Below are 26,498 nucleotides of genomic sequence, written 5' to 3'. Positions count from 1 at the left end.
TGAACGGCAGCTATCGGACCATACGAACTTAAATCGTCAACATGCCGGGGCCGTGCCGCCCCGGGCTGGCTGCCCGGGGCGGATTGGCTCGCTAGATGATCGATTCCAAGGGGTTCGGCGATCGAAGGCGATCAGTGGTCGCATGACCGGCTGGATGGTGTGGACGTTGCGCCGGATCGCGGTGAAGATCGGTGCCAAGATTCACTTGAATCTCCAGCGGCTGGAACGTCCACACTTCTCGTGTGAATGACGAAGGCCGTGAGCTGCTCACCATCGGACAGCTCTCCCATCGCACCGGACTGTCGGTGCGCACCATCCGCTACTGGTCCGATATCGGGGCGCTGCCCCTGGACGGCCGCACCAGTGCCGGCTTCCGGCTCTACGGCACCGAGTCCGTCGCCCGACTCCAGCTTGTGCGCACCCTGCGCGAGCTGGGGCTGGGTCACGCGGAGGTGCGGCGGGTGATGCAGCGGGAGACGACCGTCGCGGCCGTCGCTGCCGTCCATGTGCGGGCCCTGGACGCACAGATCCGGGCCCTGCGACTGAGCCGGGCCGTGCTGAGCACGGTGGCCAGGCGGCAATCCGGTACCGAGGAGATAGAACTGATGAACAAGCTGGCAAGGCTCTCCGCCCAGGAGCGCAGCGCAATCATCGAGGACTTCGCGGACGAGGTCTTCAGCGGTCTGGACGCCGACCCACAGTTGTACGAGCGGATGCGCAGCACCATGCCGGGGCTGCCGGACGACCCCACGTCGGAACAGGTCGACGCGTGGGTCGAACTCGCGGAACTGGTTACCGACCCGGACTTCCGCCGACGCATGCGCCGCATGATGGAGCATAATGCCACGGGCCGCGCCCAGACGGGCCCCGGCCAGCAGCCCGGCGCCTTCATGTTCTTCGCCAGGAAGGTCGCCCTGCTCGCCGGCGCGGCCCGTGAGCGCGGCGTCGCTCCTCAGTCGGCCGAGGCCGCGGGGGTCCTCGACGAACTCCTCGGTACGGGCGCTGGCGCACCCCGCCGCGCCGAGGTTCTGGAGCGTATCGAGGCGGGCCTGGACGCGCAGGCCGAGCGCTACTGGCAGCTGTTGGCGCTCATCCGCGGTGAGCAGCCACGCCCGACGACGACGCCGGACTATCAATGGCTGGCGCAGGCCCTGCGAGCGCACGGCTGAACCGGCGTGGGTTCCGGCCCACCTTGGTGCCCCCTTCCCGGCGATTTGCACCGCCCGGGACGGGAGCACCGCCTCATGGCCGCAAGCACCCAACGTGGAGGACCAGTGGATGCCGATCTGGACTTCCTTGCGACCGCGCTTTATTCAAAGACCGACTACCTGCTGAAGGATTCGCCACAGCTCGCCCCCTGGCGGCCGACAGTAGGCATCGCACCGCAGCTCAGCGACGCGGAGCTGGTGACCTTGGCAATGATGCAGGCGATGCTCGGCTTCACCTCCGAGGCCCGGTGGCTGCGGCTGAGCGTGAGACTCTGCTGGACCTGCTCGCCGTCGAGCCGCAATTCACCGCCGAGCGCCCGGGCCAGGTACTGATCGGCGACAAGAACTACTTCGGCCGCGAGTTCGAGCAACAGCTCACCGAGCTGGACATCCGACTGCTGCGGCCGGCCCGCAAGGGTGAGACCCAGCGGGCCGGATCGCAACTGTTCAAGCCGCTGCGGCAGGTCATTGAGTCGATCAACGAGACCTTCAAGGGCCAGCTCGACCTCGAACGACACCGCGGTCGCACCCCGGGCGGCGTGGCCGTCCGCGTCCTGCAGCGCATCCTCGCGCTCACCGCCGCCATCTGGCACAACGACCACACCGGCCAGCCAGTCATGTGCGCACTGACCGCCTACGATCACTGAACCCCTTGGAATCGATCATCTAGCGTTCTGTCAGGAGCTCTGGTTCTTCGAAGGTCAGGGAGCCGCCTAGTTGGGCTGCCAGCTCCAGCTGGTCGTAGTAGATGCGGTGGCTGGCGATGAGGCCGTCCTCCACGTACGACAGGCAGCACGCGCGGACGGTGATCGGGCGTCCGGTCGCTTCGAGCACCCCTCCGCCGGGCACGATGAACGGTCCCTTGTGGGTGCCAGTGAGCGTGTACTCCGCTATGACGGTGTCGCCTGTCTCGTGCACCGACTGCGGCGTGCACGCCGAGTCAGGGAAGGCCTCGATGAACTGGCCGTAATAGGAAGCGATCTCATCCCTGTCCTGACCTATGCCGTCCGGCGCGACCAGGACCGCCCGCGGGCTGAAGCACTCGGCCAGCGCGTCGAGATCGTGACGGTTGAAGGTCTTTCTCAGCCGGTCCAGGGCACGAAGAAGATCAGACATCTGGATGGTCCTTCTCGGGATTAGTGCTGCGGCCGACCGGGCGAGATAGGCGGATATGTCATGCTTCGTCACGATAGCGTGGTTTTCATGAGGGGGGCGGCTCTCGCCGATCGGCCGGCGTCCTCGGTAACTCGATGGACTGACATGTTTTGCCCGCGTTTGACCTGCGGTTTCTTATCATTCCGGCATGTCGCGATGGGTGGGGAGCAACGGGTACGAGATCGAGCCGATCAGGCTCGACGGGCGGACGCTGCTGCGGGTGCGCCAGCACGGAATCCTGGTCGCCTACTGCCGCTCGGTGGCCGAGGTCACGAAGTACGTCGATCTGGACGAGCTGGTCGAGCTCGTCAGCCTGCCCTCCGCGGCGGCTCGCCCGCGCGGGTGACGTCCGGTCTGCGGGCGGTGAGCGTTTCGGGCTCGCGGGTGACGTTCTCCGGGGACTTGTCGTCGCGCAGGCCGCGCCAGGACGGATGCCGCAGCCTTCCGTCGGGCGTCCACTCCGCGTACTGCACCTCGCCCACCAGCACCGGCTCCACCCACCGGGCGTCCCTGGCCTGCTCGCGGGGCACCGGGGCGTCGAACGGAGGGGTGGCCCGCGAGAGCGGGGCGAGGATCGAGCCGAGCTCCCTGAGCGTCTCCTCGGTGAAGCCGGTGCCGACGTTGCCCGCGTAGATGAGCTGGTCGCCCTTGTGGACGCCGAGCAGCAGTGAGCCGATCGTCGACGACCGCCGGCCGCGCCCCGGCGTCCAGCCCCCGATCACGACCTCCTGCGCGCGGAAGTTCTTGACCTTGGTCCACTCCGGGGATCGCCTGCCCGGCCGGTACGGGGACTGCAGCCGCTTGGAGACGATCCCCTCCATGCCGAGCCGGCGGCTCAGGTCAAGGGCATGGGAGCCGTCGTCACGGAACCACGCGGGCACCTGCCAGCGGGCCCCCGCCGAGACGATGTCCTCCAGCAGTTCCCTGCGCCGCACGTACGGAAGGGCGATGGAGGACTGGGTGCCGACGTGGAGGATGTCGAACAGCATGTACGTCACCGGGATGGTCTGGGCCAGCTTGCGCACACGCTCCTCGCGCCGCTGGTGCATGCGGGGCTGGAGCGCCGAGAAGCTGGGGCGGCCCGCCTCGTCGAAGGCGACGATCTCCCCGTCGAGCACGACATCGTGGCCGCCGACCGCGCCCGCCAGCGCGTACAGCTCGGGGTAGGCGACCGTGACCTCCTTGCCGGTGCGGGAGATGAGCCTGAGGGCGGAGTTCTCGACGTACGCGAGGGCCCGCACGCCGTCCCACTTCATCTCGTGACCCCAGGCGTCATCCTCGCCCGGCGGCGGGAGCGGTCCCAGCTGGGCGAGCATCGGCGTGTAGGCAGGAAGTCCCCCCATGGGCGCTTTCTTACCCACTGGGGAGATGCGCACGAACCCCTACACCACCCCGAAGATTGGTTCTGGAGTGGCCGATAATGGGCTTATGAGATTAAGGATCTTCACAGAGCCCCAGCAGGGGGCTTCGTACGAGGACCAGCTGCGGGTGGCGCAGGCCGCCGAGCGCCTCGGGTATGACGCCTTCTTCCGTTCCGACCACTACCTTCGCATGGACGACGGCGACCCGGAACCCGGCCCGACCGACTCCTGGGTGACGCTCGGCGCGCTCGCCCGTGAGACCGAAACCATCCGCCTCGGCACGCTGGTCACGGCCGCGACCTTCCGGCTGCCCGGCCCGCTCGCCATCAGCGTCGCGCAGGTGGACCAGATGAGCGGCGGGCGCGTCGAGTTCGGCTTCGGCACGGGCTGGTTCGACGCGGAGCACAAGGCGTACGGAATCCCGTTCCCGCCGCTGGGTGAGCGTTTCGCCCGCTTCGAGGAACAGCTGGAGATCATCACCGGGCTGTGGACCACCAAGCCGGGCGACACGTACTCCTTCGAGGGCGCGTACTACCGGCTCGCCGACTCCCCGGCCCTGCCCAAGCCCGCGCAGGATCCCCGCCCGCCGGTGATCATCGGGGGTACGGGCGCGAAGCGGACGCCCCGGATCGCCGCGAAGTTCGCCGACGAGTACAACGTGCCCTTCAACAGCCTGGAGGAGACCGCCGCGGCGTTCGTCCGGGTACGGGAGGCGTGCGAGAACGCCGGCCGTTACTCGATCGTCCTGTCGGCCGCCCAGGTCGTGTGCGTCGGCGCCGACGAGGCCGAGATCGCCCGCAGGGCGGCGGCGATCGGCCGCGAGGTCTCCGAGCTGCGGGAGAACGGCCTGGCGGGCACGCCGGAGGAGGTCCTGGACAAGATCGGCAAGTTCGCCGAGGCCGGCACCGAGCGGATGTACCTCCAGATGCTCGATATGTCGGACATCGAGCACCTGGAGCTGATCGCGGCGGAGATCCTGCCGCACGTCTGAACCGGGGCCTACCAGGGCGAGCCGCTCAAACAGGTGGCCGGTGTGATGGGCGATAGGGAAAGATCGGGCAATGTGCTCCTGACCATCTCGACGACCACGCGGCCGGCCACCGATCTCGGCTTCCTGCTGCACAAACACCCGGACCGCGTCCAGGAGTTCGAGCAGTCGTTCGGCGTGGCCCGGGTGTTCTACCCCGAGGCCACCGAGGAGCGCTGTACGGCCGCGCTGATGGTCGAGGTCGATCCGATCCGGCTGGTGCGCTCCCGCGGCACGTCCTCGCCCGACTTCAGCCTTGGCCAGTACGTCAACGACCGCCCGTACGCGGCCTCCTCGATGCTGGCCGTCGCGCTCGCGGACGTCTTCAGGACCGCGCGCGCGGGTCAGTGCAAGGCCAGGCCCGAGCTGGCGGCCGGGCCGATCGAGCTGGAGGTGACGGTGCCCGCGCTGCCTTGCCGGGGCGGCCCAGAGCTCGCGCGGCAGCTGTTCGAGCCGCTCGGCTGGCAGGTGGAGGCGCACGCCGTCCCGCTCGACGACGGGTTCCCCGAGTGGGGCGATTCGAGATATGTACGGCTCGTGCTGCGCGGGCCGGTGCGGCTGGCCGACGCCCTGAACCAGCTGTACGTCATGTTCCCGGTGCTCGACGACGCCAAGCACTACTGGATGGCCTCCGACGAGGTGGAAAAGCTGATCCGTGCGGGGGAGGGCTGGCTGGCGTCCCACCCGGAGCGCGGGCGGATCACGCGCCGCTACCTCGGCCGCCGCAGGAGCCTGACGAACACCGCCTTCGCCCGCCTGGCCGAGCTGGGCGACGACGTCGAGGAGGACCTGGAGCCCCCCATCGAGGAGGAGGCCACCGACCCGCCCCCGCCTGGAAACACCGGCCCGGCCGCTGAGACGATCCGGCCGGAGACCGTGGAGCCGGTAGACGCCGCGGACGCCACAGACGCCGCGGACGCCACAGAGGCCGTGGACGTGGAGCCCGGCCGGCCCGCCCGCGCGCCGCTCAACCTGCTGCGCAGGGAGGCGGTGGTCGAGGTGCTCACCGAGGCGCGGGCGCGTACCGTCATCGACCTCGGCTGCGGCTCCGGCCAGCTGGTCGGCGAGCTGCTGAAGAATCCCGAGTTCGCCAGGGTCACAGGCGTGGACGTCTCGGCGCGCGCGCTGGCCGTGGCCGCCCGCCGCCTCAAGCTCGACCGGATGCCCGACGCGCGGATGGCCCGCCTGCACCTGTTCCAGGGCGCGCTCACCTACACCGACGAGCGGTTCGCCGGGTACGACGCGGCCGTGCTGATGGAGGTCGTGGAGCACGTCGACCCGCCCCGCCTGGCCGCCCTGGAGCGCGTGGTCTTCGGCACCGCGAGGCCGGGGCTGGTGGTCGTGACGACGCCCAACAGCGAGTACAACGTCCGGTACGAGTTCCTGACCGGCATGCGCCACCCGGACCACCGCTTCGAGTGGACCCGCGCGGAGTTCACCGCCTGGGCCGAGGGCGTCTGCCGGGAGTACGGCTACCGCGTGACGTACCGGCCGGTCGGCGAGGTCGATCCAGAGGTCGGGCCGCCGACCCAGATGGGGGTGTTCGGCCGTGGCTGAGATCAGCGTGCCCAAGCTGTCGCTCGTCCTGCTGGTGGGCGTGTCGGGAAGCGGCAAGTCGACGTTCGCCCGCAGGCACTTCAAACCGACCCAGGTGATCTCCTCGGACTTCTGCAGGGGCCTGGTAGCCGACGACGAGAACGACCAGGAGGCGACCCCGGACGCCTTCGACGTGCTGCACTACATCGTCGGCACCCGCCTCCGCCGGGGGCTGTTCACGGTCGTGGACGCCACCAACGTCCAGTGGGAGGCCCGCAGGAAGCTCGTCGAGCTGGCGAAGAGCCACGACGTGCTCGTGGACGCGATCGTGCTGGACGTGCCTGAGGAGGTCGCGGTCGCGCGCAACGCCCTGCGTCCAGACAGGGCCTTCGGCGCCCACGTGATCACCCGGCAGCGCAAGGACCTGCGGCGGTCGCTGTCCAAGATCTCCAGGGACGGCTTCCGGCGCGTGCACGTGCTGCGGGGCGAGGCCATCGACGACACCACGATCACCTACGAGAAGGCCTGGACGGACCGGCGCGAGCTGACCGGGCCGTTCGACTTCGTCGGGGACGTGCACGGCTGCCGCGCCGAGCTGGAGACGCTGCTCATCGAGCTCGGATGGAAGCTGCACCGCGACGACGCGGGAAGGCCCGTGGGGGCCGAGCACCCGGAGGGAAGGACCGCCGTCTTCGTCGGCGACCTCGTCGACCGAGGCCCCGACTCGCCGGGCGTCCTGCGGCTGGTCATGGGCATGGTGGCGGCCGGGACGGCGCTGTGCGTGTCCGGCAACCACGAGCAGAAGCTCGTCCGGGCGCTGAACGGCCGCAAGGTCACGATCGCGCACGGCCTTGAGCGGTCTCTGGAGCAGCTCGCCGGCGAGCCGGAGGAGTTCCGCGACGCCGCCAAGGCCTTCATGGACGGCCTGATCAGCCACTACCAGCTCGACGGCGGCGCGCTGGTGGTGGCCCACGCCGGGCTGAAGGAGGCCTACCACGGCCGCGCCTCCGGCCGGGTGCGCTCCTTCGCGCTCTACGGCGACACGACCGGCGAGACCGACGAGTACGGCCTGCCGGTGCGGTACCCGTGGGCCAAGGACTACCGGGGCCGCGCCATGGTCGTGTACGGCCACACGCCGATCCCCGAGCCCGAGTGGGTCAACAACACGATCTGCCTGGACACCGGCTGCGTGTTCGGCGGGAAGCTGACCGCCCTTCGCTACCCCACGCGGGAGCTGGTCTCGGTCCCGGCGGAGCGGGTCTGGTACGAGCCCGCCCGGCCGCTGGCCCCGGACGCCCAGCGCGATCCCGGGCTGCTGGACATCGGCGACGTCCAGGGAACCCGGTACGTGGAGGTCCGCACCGGCGGCAAGATCAAGATCCGGGAGGAGAACTCCGCCGCCGCGCTGGAGATCATGAGCCGGTTCGCCGTCGACCCGCGCTGGCTGGTCTACCTGCCGCCGACCATGGCCCCACCGGAGACCTCGTCGCTGGACGGCTACCTGGAGCACCCCGCCGAGGCGTTCGAGGAGTTCCACAGGGCCGGGGTCACCGAGGTGGTGTGCGAGGAGAAGCACATGGGCTCGCGGGCCGTCGTCGTGCTGACCCGCACCCCGGAGGCCGCCGAGGCGCGGTTCGGGGTCACGGACGGCACCTGCGGCACCGTGCACACCCGTACCGGACGGCCGTTCTTCGACGACCCCGCCCTGACGGCCGGGCTGGTGGACGGGCTGAGGGCGGCGGTGTCGGAGGCCGGGCTCTGGGAGGAGCTCGGCACCGGCTGGATGGTGCTGGACGCCGAGCTGCTGCCCTGGTCGGCGAAGGCGGGCAGCCTGATCCGCGAGCAGTACGCGTCGGTGGGCGCGGCGGCCCGCGCGGCCCTGCCCGATGCCGTTGCCGCGTTGGAGGCGGCGGCCGGGCGTGGTCTGGATGTGGGCGATCTCCTGGGTCGCACCCGGCGCCGCTCCGGCAACGCCGCCCGCTTCAGGGACGCCTACGCGCGGTACTGCTGGCCGGTCTCCGGCCTGTCCGGAGTACGGCTGGCGCCGTTCCAGATCCTCGCGGTGGAGGGAAGGGCGACGGCGGGGGACGAGCCGCACTCCTGGCACCTGGCGAGGCTCGCGCGCCTCAACTCCGATCTCATCACCCAGACCAGGCACGTCTTCGTCTCGCTGGAGTCGGAGGAGTCGCGGGCGGCGGCCACCGAGTGGTGGACCTCGCTCACCGAGTCCGGGGGAGAGGGCATGGTCGTCAAGCCCGCGCACCCCGTGCCCGGCCGGGTGCAGCCGGGCGTGAAGGTGCGCGGGCGCGAGTACCTCCGGATCATCTACGGACCCGACTACACCGAGAGCCTGGACGTGCTGCGCCGCAGGTTCCTCGGCAGGAAGCGGTCGCTGGCCCTGCGCGAGCACGCCCTCGGTCTTGAGTCGCTGGCACGGCTGGCCGGCGGCGAACCGCTCTGGCGGGTGCACGAGGCCGTCTTCGCGGTGCTGGCCCTTGAGTCAGAGCCGGTCGACCCCCGGCTCTGAGGCGACGCCGGACGAGCCCGCGGACCCCGCGTCAGGAGGCGAGCGGCCGGACGGCGGGGGCGGGCAGGGGCACGACCTCGCGCCGGTGGTAGTCCGCGAGCTCCTCGCCCTGCTCGTACAGCGCGATCAGGGCGGCGAGGCACGGCTCGACGACGTCGTGGTCGGTGATGCGGCGACCGCCGAGGTGGGTGCCGGCGGCGTCGTAGAGCACCTCGTACATCAGGGTGGACTCGAAGACCAGCAGCTCGGGGAGCGGCCGGGACCGCTCGAAGGGCCGGACGGCGGAGGCGGGCACGACCCTGGCCCGCTCTCCGGCCTCGGTGCGCGCGGCGAGGACGTGCAGCTCCCACTGCATGTAAGGCGTGATCGGCTTCTCGACGACGCGGACGCGCCGGAACTCGGCGTACCCGTCGTACTCGGCGCGCAGCGAGCCGCGCAACTCATCCACCAACTGGAGGGAACGGTCCCAATCGCCCTCGGTCATCGCCACCCAGCTCGCCTCGTAGGGCTCGTAGAAGTTCTGCGCGCGCTCCAGCTTCCACACCACGCCGTCGGCGCTCTCGTAGGCCTCGCGGAACTCCGGTCCGTACACCTCCGGCGGCATCGCCGCCGCCTCTGCTTCGCGCACCCGCTCGAAAACGTGGCAATCTAATTGATTGTCCGTTATCGGGACCATCGGCTACTCCTCGTTCGTGGGTGCGGAGCCCTCGGCGGTTCGCCACAGGGCCGGTGGCGAGAGGTAATCGCGGAGAACGTGCGCCACCATGCCCGGACCCACATGAACCGAAACCCGGAAACGGCGGCGGTCGGCAAGACAGGCCGATCATGAGACGGCTGACTGGGAGCGTCAAGACCCAAATCACCGGCGGAGGTCGCACACGGCGAAGCCGGGCGGACCTGAAAGGTCCGCCCGGCCGTGACACTCGATGGGCCCGGAAGGGGCCTCAGCGGCGGCGCCCGAGACGGGGATCGCGCACGTGGTGCCGGTGGTGCGCCATCCTCAGCAGGGCGAAGAAGAGCCCCATGAAGAACAGCACCTTGACCACCCCGAGCAGCGGCCCGATCAACCCGGAGACCGACGACACGATGAGGATGAACGCGAGCACGAACAGGAAGACCGGGGGCCTGCCGTGGTGCCGGCGCCCCCGCTCGAACCGCTCGCGGCGCACCTCAGCCCTGCTCGCCATGTGGTGCCCCCAGGTGGCGAGGTCGGCGTGGTGCGGCGGCGCCCAGCCGTCGGCACGCCCCCGGGCGTACTCGACGGGGCGCGGTGCGGACGGGCCGGGTAGGTCGGCCGTCACCTGCCGCAGGTCGCCCGCGGTGCGGGCCGCGAGGGCGGTGTCGAGTCGTTCGTCCAGTTCGGCGTGGGTGAGCCGGCCCTGCGCGAAGTGCTCGCGCAGGGCGGTCATCACCTCGTCGCGTTCCGCGTCACCGATCCGCAGATCGTCCCGCGAGGTCATCGAGGGTCACTCCTCCGAGGTGTCGCCGTCGGCCAGGATCTGGTAGAGCTTGCGCCGCGTCTCGGCCAAGATCTGCTTCGCCTGCCCGATTTGCCCGTCACTGCCAGTCTGCGCGATCTGGAAGAGCGCCGCGGCGGCCTGGCGCGACAAATCGAAGAGTTCGTAAACACTGTCGTCGACGTTCGGCGTCATGTCCTCCCAGGGGGCGCGCACCTCCTCGGGGTGCTCGCTCACGTAGGCGAGGCCCGCCTCGGTGAGCTGGAAGGTCTTGCGGCCGTCGGTCTCCTCGGCGCGCACCAGGCCCTCGTCGGTGAGCTGCTGCAGCGCCGGGTAGACCGCGCCGGGGCTCGGCTTCCAGCCTCCCTCGCTGCGCTGGGCGATCTCCTGGATCACCTGGTAGCCGTTGCGCGGCTCCTCGGCCAGCAGGGCCAGGATGGCGGCGCGGACGTCGCCCCGCTTGGCCTTGCGGCCGCCTCTGCCGAACGGCGGGCGCCCGCCGCCGAACCCGAAACCGGGCCCGAACTGGCCTCGCCCGAAGTCCCAGGAGAAGGGGCGCGGTCCCCGGTGCCCCCGGAACCGGCGCTCGCGGCCCTCTTCGTCCTGAGGGTGGCCCTGCGGGCCGTGATGGTGTCCCTGGTGCCAGGCGGCGGCCATGGACCCGAGCGCGGCGAGCGCGGCGCCCTTCATGGCGCGCGGGTCAGCCCAGGGCGCGCCTCCGATCGGATACGTGTGGGTCATGTCTTTCCCCCTTGCAAGTGACGATCGACTTTCGACCGTTCTCGATGCCTCAACGATATATCGCGAACGTTCTTAAAGACAACCCATCGCCATGAAGAAGTCGTGCGCGCCCGTACGGAATGGCCGGGAGCCCACGAACTGTGGCCGATTTCGAAGGAAGTGACGCAGATCACGCGAGACCGGGAACAGACCTCGAGGTCCGAGCGTTATCAGGTTTCGGACGGGATCGTTCTGCTCTGAGAGGGCTGGGGGGTGCTCTTGGAGCGGAACGGTCCCGTCTGTCTTTCCCGCCATACCCCATGGCTCTGATCAGGCGCGACTCCGGCCGGTGGCGACACGCCGCCCGGTTACCGAGGGGGTTCCGCCGGATGGCGGAGATTTTGCCGTAGGGTGCCCGATCGTGATCTACGCATGATGGGACATACCCACGCGCTGAGTGGCGCCGCCGCCTGGCTGCTCATCGCGCCCGGGCTCACGGCGCTTCCGACGCTCGGAGGGCTCGCGGGCGAACTGACGCCCGTGGTGGCCAACGTGCTCTCGCCCGGCGAGCTGATCGCCGGGGCTCTGGTCTGCGCGGGCGCGGCGATGCTCCCCGACCTCGACCATCCGCACGCCACGATCGCCCAGACGTTCGGCCCGGCCACCTGGGTGCTGAGCAAGGCGTTCAACTGGGCCAGCGGGGGGCACCGGCACGCCACCCATTCGCTGCTGTTCGCCCTCGTCGCCGGCGTCGGCTGCCACCTGCTGGCCGACCACTACCCGATCGGCCGCGACGTCGTGGTCGTCCTGATGATCGGGCTGGCACTGCGGTCGATCGGCATCGGCGTCCCCGGCAAGACCATCACCTCGGCGCTGGTGAACATCGGCCTCACCGCGGGGACGTTCGTCCTGTTCCACTCCCGCGACGTGGGCTATCTCTGGCTGGGCCTCGCCGTCGCGGTCGGATGCCTCGCCCACGTGGTGGGCGACTGCCTGACCGAGCGAGGATGCCCGGTGCTGTGGCCGGTGAAGCATCGGTGGGTCCTGCCCTACCGCATCGGGATCAAGACCGGCAGGGCGTTCGAGATCAAGATCCTGGGCCCCGTGCTGTCGGTCGTCGTGATAGGCCTGCTGGCGGTACGCCTCATGCCCGCGTCCGTCTGACTGCCTACTGGTGAGTAACTTGATGTCGAGATATCCTGAGGGATATCTTGATATCGAGAGATTTGCTGTGCTCCGGGTGGTTAGGGCAGCCTAACTGGCGATGGCACTCCACCGGTGCGGCAGGATCTATGGGGCGAACCAGGCAAACTGTTCGCCCCACCATCAGTGGCGATGAGCGTGAAATGAGGGAGGCGAGTCTCCGTGTCCGCGAACAGCTTCGGCAGCCGTGACACCCTCCGCGTCGGTGACGCGGCTTACGAGATCTACCGGCTGGACGCCGTCGAGGGGTCGGAACGCCTCCCGTACAGCTTGAAGATCCTGCTGGAGAACCTGCTGCGCACGGAGGACGGCGCGAACATCACCGCCGACCACATCCGCGCCGTGGGCGGGTGGGACCCCACCGCGGCGCCGAGCGTGGAGATCCAGTTCACGCCCGGACGCGTGATCATGCAGGACTTCACCGGCGTGCCCTGCGTGGTCGACCTGGCCACCATGCGTGAGGCCGTACGCGACCTCGGCGGCGACGCGGGCAAGATCAACCCGCTCGCCCCGGCCGAGATGGTCATCGACCACTCCGTCATCGTCGACTTCTTCGGCGGCCCCGACTCCTTCCAGCGCAACGTCGACCGCGAGTACGAGCGCAACCACGAGCGCTACCAGTTCCTGCGCTGGGGCCAGACCGCGTTCGACGAGTTCAAGGTCGTCCCGCCGGGCACCGGCATCGTGCACCAGGTCAACATCGAGCACCTCGCCCGCGTCGTGATGACGCGAGGTGCCGAAAAGGACGGCAAGGCGGTGGTGGCCGCTTACCCCGACACCTGCGTCGGCACCGACTCCCACACCACCATGGAGAACGGCCTCGGCGTGCTCGGCTGGGGCGTCGGCGGCATCGAGGCCGAGGCCGCGATGCTCGGCCAGCCGATCTCCATGCTCATCCCGCGCGTGGTCGGCTTCAAGCTCACCGGCCAGCTGCCTCCGGGCGCGACCGCGACCGACCTGGTCCTGCGGATCACCGAGATGCTGCGGCAGCACGGCGTCGTCGGCAAGTTCGTCGAGTTCTACGGCGACGGTGTCACCGCCGTGCCGCTGGCCAACCGGGCCACGATCGGCAACATGAGCCCCGAGTTCGGCTCCACCTGCGCGATCTTCCCGATCGACGACGAGACGGTGAAGTACCTCAAGCTCACCGGCCGCAGCGCCGAGCAGGTCGCGCTGGTCGAGTCGTACGCCAAGGAGCAGGGCCTCTGGCACGACCCCTCCATCGAGCCGGTCTTCTCCGAGTACATCGAGCTCGACCTGTCGACCGTCGTCCCCTCCATCGCCGGACCGAAGCGCCCGCAGGACCGCATCGCGCTGTCCTCGGCCAAGGAGACCTGGCGCCGTGACGTGCGCGTCTTCGTCCCCGACGCCAACGGCACGGACGAGGAGGGCAAGGAGTCCTTCCCCGCCTCCGACTCGCCGGCCTCCAACGCCAGCGCGAACGGGCACGACAAGCAGGAGGACAGGCCGCTCGCCGCCACCGTGCCCGGCTCGGAGGCGGGCCACGGCCGGCCGCGCAGGCCCACCCCGGTCACGCTGGCCGACGGCACGTCGTTCGAGATCGACCACGGCGCCGTGGTCATCGCCGCGATCACCTCCTGCACCAACACCTCCAACCCGTACGTCATGATCGGCGCGGCCCTGCTGGCCAGGAACGCCGTCGACAAGGGGCTCACCCGCAAGCCGTGGGTGAAGACCTCGCTGGCCCCGGGCTCGCAGGTCGTCACCGGGTACTTCGAGCGCTCCGGGCTCACGCCCTACCTCGACAAGCTGGGCTTCAACCTGGTCGGCTACGGATGCACCACCTGCATCGGCAACTCCGGCCCGCTGCCCGAGGAGATCTCCGAGGCGGTCCAGTCCGGCGACCTGGCCGTCACCGCCGTGCTGTCCGGCAACCGCAACTTCGAGGGCCGGATCAACCCCGACGTCAAGATGAACTACCTCGCCTCGCCGCCGCTGGTCGTCGCGTACGCCCTCGCGGGCACGATGGACCTCGACCTGAACACCGAGCCGCTCGGCACAGGCGCGGACGGCGAGCCGGTGTTCCTCGCGGACATCTGGCCCTCCACCGAGGAGATCGCCGAGGTCGTCAACTCCTCGATCGGCGAGGACATGTTCAAGCGCGACTACGCCGACGTGTTCAAGGGCGACGAGGCCTGGCGCTCGCTGCCGATCCCGACCGGTGACACCTTCGAGTGGGACCCGTCCTCGACCTACGTGCGCAAGGCGCCGTACTTCGACGGCATGCCGAGCAAGCCGGAGGCCGTGACCGACATCCACGGCGCCCGGATGCTGGCGCTGCTCGGCGACTCGGTCACGACCGACCACATCTCCCCGGCCGGCTCCATCAAGTCCGACTCGCCCGCCGGGCGCTACCTCAAGGAGAACGGCGTCCAGCTGAAGGACTTCAACTCCTACGGCTCCCGGCGCGGCAACCACGAGGTCATGATCCGGGGCACGTTCGCCAACATCCGCCTGCGCAACCAGATCGCGCCGGGCACCGAGGGCGGCTTCACCCGCGACTTCACCAAGGACGGCGGCCCGGTCGTAGCGATCTACGACGCCTCGGTGAACTACCAGGCGGCCGGCGTCCCGCTGGTCGTGCTGGCGGGCAAGGAGTACGGCTCCGGCTCCTCGCGCGACTGGGCGGCCAAGGGCACGGCGTTGCTCGGTGTGCGCGCCGTCATCGCCGAGTCCTACGAGCGCATCCACCGCTCCAACCTGATCGGCATGGGCGTGCTTCCGCTGCAGTTCCCGGAGGGCGAGAGCGCCGCCTCGCTGGGCCTGACGGGCGAGGAGACCTTCGACATCACCGGTGTCGAGGAGCTCAACTCCGGCACGACCCCGGCGACCGTCACGGTCAAGGCGGGCGACCAGGAGTTCCAGGCCGTCGTGCGCATCGACACGCCCGGAGAGGCCGACTACTACCGCCACGGCGGCATCATGCAGTACGTCCTGCGCTCCCTGCTCGCCAAGAGCTGAGCAGGGTAAGGCGGGGCCTGAGGCCCCGCTCTCGGGGGTTCACTCCCGCACAGAGGACAGCCCGGCGGAACACCCATCCGCCGGGCTGTCCCGCGTTCCGGCGGGCCCCTGCTCCGGCGGGCCCCTGCTCCGGCGGGCCCCTGCTCCGGCGGGCCCCCGCTCCGCGTACGCTCGCCGGCTCCGGAGGCGCGTCGAAGGGCGCCGCGGCCCGCGCGCACCGCTCTCGGCGGCAGGGTGGTCCTTCTTCGCGCGATAAAGTCACCGCGCCGTGGTGATATGTCGTGAAACGTTCTGGTATTGGCGGAGGCTTGGCCGGTTTCATGGTGATTATGTGCTGAAGGCCGCCGGGGCTCGGGGGATTTTCTCCGTCGAGGGGTTTATTCGGCACGCCGGGCCGGACGTACCCGTGGCGGCGTGCTTCCGGCGTGCTTCTGGGAGCCTTCGCACGCCGGTGACCGGCTACGACGCAGGAAAGGCGTGATCGTCGGCAAATTTGACCACAAGCGATAACTCCCTTAATTCGCCGACATTTCGAGGCTTGTAGTGTCTTATGAAGAAAAGGGAGGAATACAGGATGACGCACGCCATGTCGAGCCCGGTGGCACTTCCCCTCGATCGTCAGAATCCCTTCGATCCGCCGCAGGATCTGCGCCGGTGGCGCGAAGAGGGACCGATCCGTCCGATGCTCTATACCGACGGGCACGTGGGCTGGCTGGTGACAGGCCACGCAGCCGCCCGCGCGGTGCTCGCCGACCACCGCTTCACCACCGACCCGAGCATGCTGCACCCGCCGATCGGCGAGCGCGTCACCCAGGAGCTGCTCGCCGAGGTGCCGGGATTCTTCCTGCAGGCGGACCCGCCCGAGCACACCCGCTTCCGCAGGCAGCTCACCGGCCAGTTCACCGTGCACCACATGAAGCGGCTGGAGCCGAGGATCGAGCAGATCACCTCCGACCGGCTGGACGCCATGGAGCAGGCGGGACCGCCGGCCGACCTGGTGGAGGAGTTCGCGCTGCCGATCCCCTCGCTGGTGATCTGCGAGCTGCTCGGCGTGCCGTACAGCGGGCACCACAGGTTCCAGCGGCGGTCCCGGGTGATGCTCGACCTCGACTCGACGCCCGAGCAGGTGCGCGAGGCGTTGGACGACCTGATGGGCTACATGCGGGAGCTGGTGGACCACAGGCGCGCCGAGCCGGGCGACGACCTGATCAGCGGCCTGGTGTCGGCCCGGCAGCTCACCAAGGAGGAGATCACCGGCGTGGCCATGCTCTTGCTGGTCGCCGGCCACGAGACCACCGCCAACATGCTCGCGCTGGGCACGTTCACGCTGCTGCGGAATCCCGCGCAGCTGGCCGCCCTGCGTGACGACCCATCCCTGGCCTCGACCGCCGTCGAGGAGCTGCTGCGGTACCTCACCATCGTCCACCTGGGCGCCATCCGCGCGGCCAAGGAGGACGTCGAGATCGAGGGCCAGGTGATCAAGGCGGGCGAGACGGTGACGGTGTCCCTGGCCGCCGCCAACCGTGACCCCGGCCACTTCGAGGACCCCGACACGCTCGACCTCACGCGGCCGGGGACGGGGCATCTGGCCTTCGGCCACGGCGTCCACCAGTGCCTCGGGCAGCAGCTCGCCCGCGTCGAGATGCGCATCGGCTACCCCGCGCTGCTGCGGCGCTTCCCCGGCCTGCGCCTCGCCGTGCCTCCCGAGGAGGTGGCGACGCGGTCGACCATGGCCATCTACGGCGTGCACCGGCTGCCGGTCGCCTGGTAGCGGGCGCCGGCGACCGCTGACCTGGCCGGATAACCGGTTGCGGGTGGTAGGTGATCAGCATCTACCGTGCCACGCATGAGTCATGAGGTAATTCTCCTGTTTCTGGGTGGTTTAGCGGTATTTGTCGGAGCCATCGTCCAGGGAGGTGTGGGGTTCGGGCTGGGGCTGGTGGCGGCGCCGATCATCACCGTGCTCGATCCCACCGTGATGCCCGGCGCCATCCAGATCGTCAACGTCACGCTGCCGCTGTTCACCCTTGCCACCGAGTGGCGCGGGGTCGACTGGCGCGGTCTCGGCTTCGCGCTGCTCGGCAGGCTGCCGGGCAGCGCCATCGGCGCGGTCATCGTCGTCTACGTCAGCACCCAGACCCTTGGGATCTTCGTCGGCGCCATGGTGCTGGTCGCGGTGGCGGTGACCGTGTCGGCGGTCGCGATCCCGAGGAACGGGGCGACGCTGACCGCCGCGGGCTTCGTGTCCGGCATCACCGGCACGGCGACCGGCATCGGCGGCCCGCCCATGGGGATCGTCTACCAGCACGCCTCAGGGCCGCGCATCCGGGCGACCCTGGCGATGTACTTCTTCCTCTCGGCCGCGCAGTCCCTGGCCATCCTCGCCTCGGTGGGCAGGCTGCCCGGCCGGTCGGCGCTCGCGGGGGCGGCGCTCATCCCTTTCATGGTCGCGGGGTTCGCCGTCTCGGGGCCACTGCGGCGTTTCCTGGACGGCGGGCGGGTGCGCGCCGGGATTCTCCTGGTGGCCGCGGCCTCGGCCTTCGTGCTGATCACGCAGAGCCTGGCCGGTTAATCTTGCGTTTCCTGATTGTTACCGGCGACAACAAACTTTGCCCGCCGGAGGTCTGGCGCGCGGGCTCGGGGAGGAATACGTTGCCGCAAACAACATTCAAAGAAACGGCCAAGCCGAGACCCGGTCGAAGCCGTTGCTTCCCCCGGTCAGAGCTCGGCCGGGCACCCCCAACAGACCCCCACGCCACCCCACGAAGTGGCCATTCATGCAGAAAGGACCCGGTGCACCAATGCGCAAGGGGATCCTCGGCCTGACAGCCGCCGCGGCGGCGCTCTCTCTCGGTCTTACCGCCTGCGGGGGCGACAGCGGTGACACGACCGACGCTGCGAGCAGCGGCGCTCCCGCCTCCTCGGCCGCCGCCAAGCCGGGCAAGATCGGTGTCATCCTTCCCGACAGCAAGTCGTCGCCCCGCTGGGAGACCGCGGACCACAAGTACCTCGAAGAGGCCTTCAAGACCGCGGGTGTCGCCTACGACATCCAGAACGCCCAGAACGACAAGACCGCCTTCCAGACGATCGCCGACCAGATGATCACCAACGGTGCCACGGTGCTCGCGATCGTCAACCTGGACAGCGGCACCGGCAAGGCCGTCATCGACAAGGCCAAGGCCCAGGGTGTGCCGGTCATCGACTACGACCGCCTGACGCTCGGCGGCGGCGCCTCGTACTACGTGAGCTTCGACAACACCAAGGTCGGCACCCTTCAGGGTGAGGGCCTGGTCAAGTGCCTCGCCGACAAGAAGGTCGACAAGCCGCTGATCGCCGAGCTCAACGGCTCGCCGACCGACAACAACGCCACGCTGTTCAAGGCGGGCTACGACGGCGTGCTCAAGCCCAAGTACGACTCGGGCGAGTTCGAGAAGGGCCCGGACCAGTCCGTGCCGGACTGGGACCCGGTCAAGGGCGGCACGATCTTCGAGCAGATGCTGACCTCCTCCCCGAAGATCGCCGGTGTGCTCGCGGCCAACGACAACCTCGGCAACGCCGCCATCACCGTGCTCAAGAAGCAGAAGCTCAACGGCAAGGTGCCGGTGACCGGTCAGGACGCCGGCGTCCAGGGCCTGCAGAACATCCTCAACGGCGACCAGTGCATGACGGTCTACAAGGCGGTCAAGAAGGAGGCCGACGCGGCCGCGGAGCTGGCCATCGCGCTGGCCAAGGGTGAGAAGCCGACCGTCAACGGCACGGTCAAGGACACCGAGACCAACCAGGACGTCCCCTCTGTCCTGCTGGACCCGCAGTCGATCACCTTCGACAACGTCAAGGACGTCGTCGCCGACGGCTTCGTCACCAAGGACGAGCTGTGCAAGGGCGAGTTCGCCGCCAAGTGCACCGAGGCCGGAGTCCAGTAGCAGCGAGGTTCGGTACGGATCGCGTACCCGGGGGAGGCCTCCACAGGAGGTCTCCCCAGCGGGACGCAGGCCGTACCGTCAGCACTGAGGAGCAAAGTGTCATCCCAACCCGTTCTGGAGATCCGCGGGCTCGACAAGAGCTTCGGCCCGGTGCAGGTCCTGCACGACGTCGCCTTCTCCGCGCACACCGGTGAGGTCACCGCGCTGGTCGGCGACAACGGCGCAGGCAAGTCCACCCTCGTCAAGTGCATCGGCGGGACCTACGCGATCGACGCGGGGGAGTTCCTGTTCGACGGCAAGCCCGTCCAGGTCACGAGCCCCCGTGAGGCGGCCGAGCTCGGCATCGAGATCGTCTACCAGGATCTCGCCCTCTGCGACAACCTCGACATCGTCCAGAACATGTTCCTCGGCAGGGAGAAGACCAGCGGGCTGGTCCTCGACGAGGCGACGATGGAGGAGATGGCGGTCAAGACCCTCGACAGCCTGTCGGTCCGCACCGTCCAGTCGATCCGCCAGCTCGTCTCCAGCCTGTCGGGCGGTCAGCGGCAGACGGTCGCCATCGCCAAGGCCGTGCTGTGGAACAGCAAGGTCGTCATCCTGGACGAGCCCACGGCGGCGCTCGGCGTCGCCCAGACCGCCCAGGTGCTGGAGCTGGTGCGCCGGCTGGCCGACAACGGCTTGGCGGTGGTCCTCATCTCGCACAACATGAACGACGTCTTCGCCGTGTCGGACCGCGTCGCGGCCCTGTACCTCGGCCGGATGGCCGCGCAGGTGAAGACCGCCGATGTCACCCATTCACAGGTCGTCGAGCTCATCACCTCGGGGCGCAGCGGCGAGCTCGGCCTGCAGAACGTCAACGGAGTCACCGCATGAGTACGACGATGCTTCCCGGACAGAAGGCCGCCGCGCAGGCCCCCAGCATCGGCGGCAACTTCCGCGGCTACGTGGCCCGGGTCCGAGGCGGTGACATGGGGGCCCTGCCCGCCATCCTCGGGCTGGTCGTGCTCTGCACGGCCTTCGCGATCCTGCGGCCGGTGTTCCTGTCGGCGACCAACTTCGCCAACCTGTTCACGCAGGGCGCCGCGATCAGCCTGATCGCCATGGGGCTGATCTTCGTCCTGCTGCTCGGCGAGATCGACCTGTCCGCCGGATACACCAGCGGCGTCTGCGCGGCGGTGCTCGCCGTCGCCATGACCAACCACGGCCTGCCCTGGTACCTCAGCGTCGCCGCGGCGATCGTCACCGGAATGGTGATCGGGCTCGCGCTCGGCGCGCTGGTCGCCAAGCTCGGCGTCCCGTCGTTCGTGGTGACGCTGGCCGCCTTCCTGGCATTCCAGGGCCTGCTGCTGGTCCTGGTCAACGAGGGCAACAACATCGCGATCCGCGAGCCGGTGATCATCGCGATCGAGAACAGGTATCTGCCGCCCATCCTCGGCTGGATCCTGTACGCGGTGTGCGTCGTGGTGTACGCCCTGATCCAGATCGTGCGATCGCGGCGCCGCGCCGGCAGGGGCCTCACGGCGGATCCCGCCACGGTCATCGCCTTCCGGGTGGGCCTGCTGGCGGTCCTCGGCGGGTTCGCGGTCTACGCCCTGAACCTGGAGCGCAGCCGCAACGCCTTGCTCGTCTCGCTCAAGGGCGTGCCGATCGTCGTCCCCCTGATCCTCGCGCTGCTGGTGTTCTGGACGTTCGTGCTGCGCCGCACGGCCTTCGGCCGGCACATCTACGCCGTCGGCGGCAACGCCGAGGCGGCGCGCCGCGCCGGTATCCGGGTGGACCGCATCCGCATCAGCGCCTTCGTCATCTGCTCCGGCATGGCCTCTATCGGCGGCATCGTCCTGGCCTCTCAGGCGAGCTCCGTCGACCCGAGCACGGGCGGCAGCGACGTGCTGCTGTTCGCGGTCGGAGCCGCCGTCATCGGCGGCACGAGCCTTTTCGGAGGCAAGGGAAGGGTGATCGACGCGGTCCTCGGCGGAGCCGTGGTCGCGGTCATCAACAACGGCATGGGCCTGATGGGCTACAGCGCCAGCGTGAAGTACATCGTCACCGGATCGGTCCTGCTGCTGGCCGCCGGGGTCGACGCCCTGTCCCGCAAGCGCGCCGCGGCCTCCGGCCTGAGGTGAGGTCCGGTCCAGGCCGGCCCTGACATGACGCACGGAGGTCACGCCCGCGCCACGAGTTGCCAAGGTCGACGTCAAGGGTGTTCACATGAACACCCGCGGCGGTGCTGATGCGGGCCCGCCGCGGCGGCGGGCCCTGCCCCCGATCTGATCGCACGAAGGAACCAGAGGTCCACGGATGATGCGCGCGGGGCCCTCACAGGAGGAGATCCGGCGCCACAACCTCGGTGTCCTCCTGCGCCATGTCCACCTGAGCGGGCCCACGTCCCGATCCGAGCTCACCACCAAGATGGGGCTCAACCGCAGCACCATCATGGCGCTCACCGCCGACCTGACCGCGGCGGGCCTCGTGCGCGAGGAGCTCCCGACGGAGACCGGCCGGGCCGGGCGCCCGTCGCTGGTGGTCAGGCCCGAGCCCCGGGTGTACGTCCTGGCGTTCGACATCGGCGTCGACAGGCTGGTGGCCGCCCGGGTCGGGCTGGGCGGCGTGATCCTCGACCGCCGCGAGGCCATCCGGGAGCGCGGGCCCTTCGTCATGGACCGCGTCGTCGGGCGCCTGGCGTCCTTCACCGGGCAGATGCTGAAGAAGACCCGCTCCGACACGGTCTGCGTCGGGGCGGGGGTGGCGTTCAGCGGCGGGGTGCGCAGCTCCGACGGCGTCGTCCGGTTCAGCCCCAACATGGGGGTCCAGGACATCCCTCTCGGCGAGGAGCTGGAGAGCAGGCTCGGGCTGGGCATCCCCGTCGCCGTGGGCAACGACGCCAACCTGGGCGCGCTCGCGGAGCAGGCGCGCGGGGTGGGCGTGGGCTGCCGCGACCTCATCTACCTGCACGGGGACGTCGGCATCGGGGGCGGCATCATCGCCGCGGGCCAGCTTCTGGGCGGCCAGGGCGGCTACGGGGGCGAGGTCGGCCACATGGTCGTCAACGCCGGCGGCCGGCCCTGCGGCTGCGGGTCGCGCGGCTGCCTGGAGGCCGAGGTGGGGGAGCGGGCGCTGCTGGAGGCGGCCGGCCGCTTCGGCGCCGACATCGGGCGCGACGCCGTACGAGCCGTCGTGGACGCCGCCGACCGCGGCGACATCGTCGCCCAGGACGCGCTCGCCCGCGTGGGCGACTGGCTGGGCCTCGGCGTCGCCAACCTGGTGAACATCCTCAACCCGGAGATGGTCATCTTCGGGGGCATGCTCAGGGAGATCTACCTGGGCTCGGCGGCCCAGGTGCGCAGCCGGATCACCACCGACGTCCTGCACGCCTCCCGCGAGAGCCTGCGGCTGCGCACCCCGATGCTCGGCGACGACACCACCCTGGTGGGCGCCGCCGAGCTGGCCTTCGCCCAGGTGCTCGCCGACCCCCTGGACGCCCTCGCCCGCGTCGGCCCCTAGCGCTTGCGCCCGGCGGCGCCGGATCGAGCGCGAACTCGGACGGCCCTAGGCGACCATCGCCGAGCCGGCGACCCAGGTGTTGCACGCGGCGGGACCGGCGGCCTTGTAGCCGCGGCTCAGCCAGTTGGCGATGTTACGGCCCTTGCCGTGGTCGCGGACCTTGTTGTTCTCGTCGCCGCTCTCGCGAGTGGCGTCGAGCAGGAAGTCCCAGTCGTCGGCCGTCCGGTCCAGGGAGTCCCAGACGCTGCCGATGAACGCTCCCGCGAAGCACTCCGCCTGGAGCTCGAGCCGCCGGAGCTGCTCGTCGTACTCGGTCTTGCTCCGGTGGCGCAGGCGGTCGAACCCGCGCTCGATCCCCGAGATGTTCTGCACGTGGTGGCCGTACTCGTGGGCGATGACGTCCATCAGGAACAGGTCCTCGGCCTGCCTGGTCAGGTGCTTGTCGAGCAGGACGACGATCCGCCGGTACGACGGGCAGTAGATCCCCTGGGCGTGGGTGGGCCACTTCTGGCCGCATGCTCGTTGCGGCCTGGAGATGAACTGCAGGCGCGGCTTGGAGAAGGGGATGCGTGCCTTCTTCAGCTGGGCGGCCCACGACTCGTTGAGGCAGGTGAACAGCGGCGTGACGTAGCTCTTGGCCGAGGCCACGCTGCCGGGCGTGACCGCCCGCTCCGGGCAGCTCGACCGGGGGAGCCCGCCGGAGGTGTAGAGAGGGCTCTTTGTCAGCGCGGCCGTGTTCCCGATCGGATAGGCGGCCAAAGACGCCGGGGCGGCGTGCGCCGTGCCCGCCAGGAAGGGGCTCGCCAGCAGCCCGGCGAACAGCGCGATGGAGAGCTTGCGAGTGATCACAGCAGAGCAGGCTAGCCGCTATGTCCGTTCAAAGATCGATAAATACGGCACTTCCCGCTCGGGGGTGGTCGACGGGCGGGGGCCTCTAGGCCACCATCGCCGAGCCGGCGATCCAGGTGTTGCACGCGGCGGGGCCGGCGGCCTTGAAGCCCCGGTCGAGCCAGTTCGCGATGTTGGCTCCCTTGCCGTGGTCGCGGACGTCGCCCGTCTCGTCGCCGCTCTCCCGGTCGTCGCCGAGCAGGGTCTTCCAGTCCGCGCCCGTACGGTGCAGCGAGGTCCAGACGCTGGCTATGAAGGCCCCGGCCAGGCACTCGCCCTGCAACTCGTGCCTGCGCGACTGCTCGTAGTACTCCGCCTTGCCGTTGCTGGGGAGCCGGTCGAAGGCGCGCCACATGCCCGCGATGTTCTGCACGTGGTGGCCGTACTCGTGGGCGATCACGTCCATGAGGAACAGGTCCGACGGATCGTCGACGACGGCACTGTCGAGCATGACGACGATGCGGCGGCTCGCGTTGCAGTAGATGGCCTGGACGTTCTTGCCCCACTTGCCGCCGCAGATCTTCTGGGGCTTGGTGATGAACGTCACACGGGGCTTGCTGAAGGGCATGCGAGCCTTCGCGAACTGGGCCGCCCACGTACCGTTCAGGCACTTCACGAGCGTCGTCAGATAGTTCCGCGCCGACGCCACGTTCCCCGCCTGGACCGCCGGTTCGGGGCACGGAGTGGCTGGCAGGCGGCCTGAGGCGTACAGGGCGTTCTTGGTGAGGATGTCCGCGTTCCTGATCGGGAAGCCCACCTGGGCGGCGTTGGCCGTGCCGCCCAGGAGCAAGCTGGCGATCACGACGAGAAGGAGGACAACGGAGTGCTTTCGCATGGTTCCGTGAGGGTACGTGAGCGGCACACTCGACGTAAAACCGATCTAATGTGGACAAGTCCGGGAGGTTTCGAGAGGTTGACCCAAGGGTGTCCGCAGAGTGGGACGCTTAGGCGAGGCCGGAGCGCCGCTGGGACGGGCATCCGGGCAAATAGACTCGGGCTGGTCGACAACAGGCGGAGGGGATGATTCCGTGAGCGAGCGGAGCCAGCGAACCAACGGTTCGGGCGCAGGGCGGGCCGGCCTGCTGGAGTCCGTGAAGGGTCCGGGAGATCTCAAGCGTTTGGAGGCCGACGAGCTGCCGGCCCTCGCCGCCGAGTTGCGTGACCTCCTGATCGACGCCACCTCGCGCATCGGAGGCCACCTCGGCCCGAACCTCGGGGTCGTCGAGCTGACCATCGCGCTGCACCGGGTCTTCGACTCGCCGTCCGACCGCATCCTGTGGGACACCGGTCACCAGGCCTACGTCCACAAGATGCTCACCGGGCGCGCGGCCGACTTCGTCACGCTCCGCCAGGAGGGCGGCCTGTCGGGCTACCCGAGCCAGGCCGAGTCCGACCACGACGTCATCGAGAACTCCCACGCCTCGACCGCCCTGTCCTACGCCGACGGGCTGGCCAAGGCGTACAAGCTGCGGGGCGACACCGGCCGCACGGTCGTCGCGGTGATCGGCGACGGCGCGCTGACCGGCGGCATGGCCTGGGAGGCGCTCAACAACATCGCCGGGCACGCCAAGGACCCCGACCTCCCGCTCGTGATCGTCGTCAACGACAACGGCAGGTCCTACTCCCCGACGATCGGCGGCCTGGCCACCCACCTGGCGTCGCTACGCATGACCCAGAACTACGAGCACGTGCTGGAGTTCGTCAAGCAGAACCTCGGCCGGGTGCCCGTGGTCGGCAGCCCGCTGTACGAGACCCTGCACGGCGTCAAGAAGGGCATCAAGGACGTCCTCGCGCCCCAGGTGATGTTCGAGGACCTCGGCCTGAAGTACGTCGGCCCGATCGACGGCCACGACGAGCAGGCGGTCGAGGTCGCGCTGCGCAAGGCACGCGACTTCCGCGGGCCGGTCATCGTGCACGTCCTCACCACCAAGGGGTACGGCTACTCGCCCGCCGAGAACCACGACGAAGACTGCTTCCACTCGCCGCAGCCGTTCGACCCGCTGACCGGCGAGGAGCAGCCCAAGCCCCACAGCTGGACCAACGTGTTCAGCCAGGAGCTCGTGCGCCTCGGCGCCGAGCGCGACGACATCGTGGCCATCACCGCCGCCATGCTCCACCCCACCGGCCTCGCCGCGTTCGCCGACGCCTACCCCGAGCGCACCTACGACGTCGGCATCGCCGAGCAGCACGCCCTGACCAGCGCGGCGGGTCTCGCGCTCGGCGGCCTGCACCCGGTGGTCGCGCTCTACGCCACGTTCCTCAACCGCGCCTTCGACCAGCTTCTGATGGACGTCGCCCTGCACCGCCTGCCGGTCACGGTCGTGCTCGACCGCGCGGGCGTCACCGGCGACGACGGCGCCAGCCACAACGGCATGTGGGACCTGTCGATCCTCCAGGTGATCCCGGGGCTCTCGATCGCCGTGCCCCGCGACGCCGCGCGGCTGCGCGAGCTGCTCGCCGAGGCGGTCGAGATCGGCGACGGCCCCACCGTGGTCCGGTTCCCCAAGGGAGCGGTCGGCGCCGAGATCGAGGCCGTGGGCAGGCTCGGCGAGATGGACATCCTGCGGCAGGCGGGCGACGGGGCCGACGTGCTGCTGGTGGCCGCCGGCCCGATGGCCCAGGCCGCGCTGGACGCCGCCAGGCTGCTGGACGCGCAGGGCATCTCGGCCACCGTGGTCGACCCCCGCTGGGTCAAGCCCCTTCCCGAGGCCCTGGTCGCCGCCGCCGCGGCGCACAAGCTCGTCGCCGTCGTCGAGGACAACGGCCGCGTCGGGGCGGTGGGCGACGCGGTGGCCCGCCTGCTCAGGGACGCGGGCGTCGACGTCCCGGTACGCACCTTCGGCATCCCGCAGCGGTTCCTCGACCACGCCAAGCGGGCCAAGATCCTCGCGGAGATCGGCCTCACCGGCCAGGATCTCGCGCGGGAGATCACCGAGGCGGTCGCCAGGCGCTCGCCGATGCTGGAGGGCGACCCCGCGCGCTGACACCCCGCTCCACGGGGCCGGCCGGC

Annotated in this window: 24 protein-coding genes; 17 read left to right on the top strand and 7 right to left on the bottom strand. The window is 69.8% G+C overall.

Going from position 1 to position 26,498, the window contains the following annotated elements:
* The 4 genes from AB0O34_RS28460 to AB0O34_RS28445 form a co-directional block, all read left to right on the top strand.
* Window positions 1-250, top strand: a 250-nt coding sequence (locus AB0O34_RS28460; protein ID WP_363920505.1) for a hypothetical protein, incomplete at its 5' end; no start/stop codon positions are given.
* Window positions 243-1,169: a MerR family transcriptional regulator gene (locus tag AB0O34_RS28455; protein WP_363920503.1), complete on the top strand. Its 927-nt coding sequence runs from the start codon at window positions 243-245 to the stop codon at window positions 1,167-1,169. The genes AB0O34_RS28460 and AB0O34_RS28455, both read left to right, overlap by 8 nt.
* A 105-nt stretch (window positions 1,170-1,274) precedes the next feature.
* The gene (locus AB0O34_RS28450) at window positions 1,275-1,541 is read left to right on the top strand and encodes a hypothetical protein (protein ID WP_363920501.1); all 267 of its coding nucleotides are present in this window, start codon (window positions 1,275-1,277) and stop codon (window positions 1,539-1,541) included.
* Window positions 1,457-1,855 carry a transposase gene (locus tag AB0O34_RS28445; protein WP_363920499.1) on the top strand — a complete coding sequence of 133 codons (399 nt, stop codon included), beginning with the start codon at window positions 1,457-1,459 and terminating at the stop codon, window positions 1,853-1,855. Before AB0O34_RS28450 ends, AB0O34_RS28445 begins: the two co-directional genes overlap by 85 nt.
* A gap of 19 nt (window positions 1,856-1,874) precedes the next feature.
* On the opposite strand, the gene AB0O34_RS28440 is transcribed toward AB0O34_RS28445, so the two are convergent.
* Window positions 1,875-2,324, bottom strand: coding sequence for an ester cyclase (locus tag AB0O34_RS28440; RefSeq protein ID WP_363920497.1), 450 nt, complete (start codon window positions 2,322-2,324; stop codon window positions 1,875-1,877).
* Window positions 2,325-2,511: 187 nt separating this feature from the next.
* On the opposite strand from AB0O34_RS28440, the gene AB0O34_RS28435 reads away from it, so the two are divergent.
* Entirely contained in the window at window positions 2,512-2,709 is a 198-nt protein-coding gene (locus tag AB0O34_RS28435; RefSeq protein ID WP_363920495.1) for a transposase, read from the top strand.
* Here the strand turns inward: AB0O34_RS28435 and ligD are convergent.
* The gene (ligD, locus tag AB0O34_RS28430) at window positions 2,672-3,706 is read right to left on the bottom strand and encodes a non-homologous end-joining DNA ligase (RefSeq protein WP_363920493.1); all 1,035 of its coding nucleotides are present in this window, start codon (window positions 3,704-3,706) and stop codon (window positions 2,672-2,674) included. The genes AB0O34_RS28435 and ligD overlap by 38 nt on opposite strands.
* An 85-nt stretch (window positions 3,707-3,791) precedes the next feature.
* Between ligD and AB0O34_RS28425 the strand changes: the two genes are divergently transcribed.
* The 3 genes from AB0O34_RS28425 (at window position 3,792) to AB0O34_RS28415 (ending at window position 8,814) form a co-directional block, all read left to right on the top strand.
* On the top strand, window positions 3,792-4,715 hold the full coding sequence (locus AB0O34_RS28425; RefSeq protein ID WP_363920490.1) for an LLM class F420-dependent oxidoreductase: 924 nt from the start codon (window positions 3,792-3,794) through the stop codon (window positions 4,713-4,715).
* Between the two features lie 72 nt (window positions 4,716-4,787).
* Complete coding sequence (locus AB0O34_RS28420) at window positions 4,788-6,308, top strand: 3' terminal RNA ribose 2'-O-methyltransferase Hen1 (protein ID WP_363920488.1); 1,521 nt, start codon at window positions 4,788-4,790, stop codon at window positions 6,306-6,308.
* Window positions 6,301-8,814 (top strand): polynucleotide kinase-phosphatase, encoded by a 2,514-nt coding sequence (locus tag AB0O34_RS28415; protein ID WP_363920486.1) that lies wholly within the window; start codon window positions 6,301-6,303, stop codon window positions 8,812-8,814. The genes AB0O34_RS28420 and AB0O34_RS28415 overlap by 8 nt, the downstream gene beginning before the upstream one ends.
* A 31-nt stretch (window positions 8,815-8,845) precedes the next feature.
* Here AB0O34_RS28415 and AB0O34_RS28410 read toward each other — a convergent pair whose 3' ends face one another.
* The 3 genes from AB0O34_RS28410 to AB0O34_RS28400 all read right to left on the bottom strand — a co-directional run bounded on the left by AB0O34_RS28410 (window position 8,846) and on the right by AB0O34_RS28400 (window position 11,012).
* Complete coding sequence (locus tag AB0O34_RS28410; protein WP_363920484.1) at window positions 8,846-9,442, bottom strand: DUF6879 family protein; 597 nt, start codon at window positions 9,440-9,442, stop codon at window positions 8,846-8,848.
* Between the two features lie 316 nt (window positions 9,443-9,758).
* A complete protein-coding gene (locus AB0O34_RS28405; protein WP_363920482.1) occupies window positions 9,759-10,274 on the bottom strand; it encodes a DUF1707 domain-containing protein in 516 nt (171 codons plus the stop codon).
* A gap of 6 nt (window positions 10,275-10,280) precedes the next feature.
* On the bottom strand, window positions 10,281-11,012 hold the full coding sequence (locus AB0O34_RS28400; RefSeq protein ID WP_363920480.1) for a PadR family transcriptional regulator: 732 nt from the start codon (window positions 11,010-11,012) through the stop codon (window positions 10,281-10,283).
* 411 nt (window positions 11,013-11,423) lie between these two features.
* Between AB0O34_RS28400 and AB0O34_RS28395 the strand changes: the two genes are divergently transcribed.
* The 8 genes from AB0O34_RS28395 (at window position 11,424) to AB0O34_RS28360 (ending at window position 22,600) form a co-directional block, all read left to right on the top strand.
* Window positions 11,424-12,155, top strand: coding sequence for a metal-dependent hydrolase (locus AB0O34_RS28395; protein WP_363920478.1), 732 nt, complete (start codon window positions 11,424-11,426; stop codon window positions 12,153-12,155).
* A 201-nt stretch (window positions 12,156-12,356) separates the two neighbouring features.
* Window positions 12,357-15,176 (top strand): aconitate hydratase, encoded by a 2,820-nt coding sequence (locus AB0O34_RS28390; RefSeq protein ID WP_363920476.1) that lies wholly within the window; start codon window positions 12,357-12,359, stop codon window positions 15,174-15,176.
* A gap of 682 nt (window positions 15,177-15,858) precedes the next feature.
* A complete protein-coding gene (locus tag AB0O34_RS28385) occupies window positions 15,859-16,947 on the top strand; it encodes a cytochrome P450 (RefSeq protein WP_363920474.1) in 1,089 nt (362 codons plus the stop codon).
* A 75-nt stretch (window positions 16,948-17,022) separates the two neighbouring features.
* Window positions 17,023-17,748: a sulfite exporter TauE/SafE family protein gene (locus tag AB0O34_RS28380; RefSeq protein ID WP_363920472.1), complete on the top strand. Its 726-nt coding sequence runs from the start codon at window positions 17,023-17,025 to the stop codon at window positions 17,746-17,748.
* Between the two features lie 229 nt (window positions 17,749-17,977).
* Entirely contained in the window at window positions 17,978-19,099 is a 1,122-nt protein-coding gene (locus tag AB0O34_RS28375; protein ID WP_363920470.1) for a substrate-binding domain-containing protein, read from the top strand.
* Window positions 19,100-19,195: 96 nt separating this feature from the next.
* Window positions 19,196-19,972, top strand: a complete 777-nt coding sequence (locus AB0O34_RS28370; protein WP_363920468.1) for an ATP-binding cassette domain-containing protein — start codon at window positions 19,196-19,198, stop codon at window positions 19,970-19,972.
* Window positions 19,969-21,222: an ABC transporter permease gene (locus AB0O34_RS28365; RefSeq protein WP_363920466.1), complete on the top strand. Its 1,254-nt coding sequence runs from the start codon at window positions 19,969-19,971 to the stop codon at window positions 21,220-21,222. Before AB0O34_RS28370 ends, AB0O34_RS28365 begins: the two co-directional genes overlap by 4 nt.
* 178 nt (window positions 21,223-21,400) lie before the next feature.
* On the top strand, window positions 21,401-22,600 hold the full coding sequence (locus AB0O34_RS28360) for an ROK family transcriptional regulator (protein ID WP_363920509.1): 1,200 nt from the start codon (window positions 21,401-21,403) through the stop codon (window positions 22,598-22,600).
* Between the two features lie 45 nt (window positions 22,601-22,645).
* On the opposite strand, the gene AB0O34_RS28355 is transcribed toward AB0O34_RS28360, so the two are convergent.
* Together AB0O34_RS28355 and AB0O34_RS28350 are read right to left on the bottom strand one after the other, a co-directional pair.
* Window positions 22,646-23,449, bottom strand: a complete 804-nt coding sequence (locus tag AB0O34_RS28355; protein ID WP_363920464.1) for a neutral zinc metallopeptidase — start codon at window positions 23,447-23,449, stop codon at window positions 22,646-22,648.
* A gap of 85 nt (window positions 23,450-23,534) precedes the next feature.
* Window positions 23,535-24,323 carry a neutral zinc metallopeptidase gene (locus AB0O34_RS28350; RefSeq protein ID WP_363920462.1) on the bottom strand — a complete coding sequence of 263 codons (789 nt, stop codon included), beginning with the start codon at window positions 24,321-24,323 and terminating at the stop codon, window positions 23,535-23,537.
* Window positions 24,324-24,567: 244 nt separating this feature from the next.
* On the opposite strand from AB0O34_RS28350, the gene dxs reads away from it, so the two are divergent.
* Window positions 24,568-26,472 carry a 1-deoxy-D-xylulose-5-phosphate synthase gene (gene dxs / locus AB0O34_RS28345; RefSeq protein ID WP_363920507.1) on the top strand — a complete coding sequence of 635 codons (1,905 nt, stop codon included), beginning with the start codon at window positions 24,568-24,570 and terminating at the stop codon, window positions 26,470-26,472.
* The last annotated feature ends 26 nt before the right edge of the window (window positions 26,473-26,498 follow it).

It is taken from the genome of Sphaerisporangium sp. NPDC088356 (genome assembly GCF_040685555.1).
GTDB lineage: Bacteria > Actinomycetota > Actinomycetes > Streptosporangiales > Streptosporangiaceae > Sphaerisporangium.
This window is presented reverse-complemented; position numbering and strand designations above follow the sequence as displayed.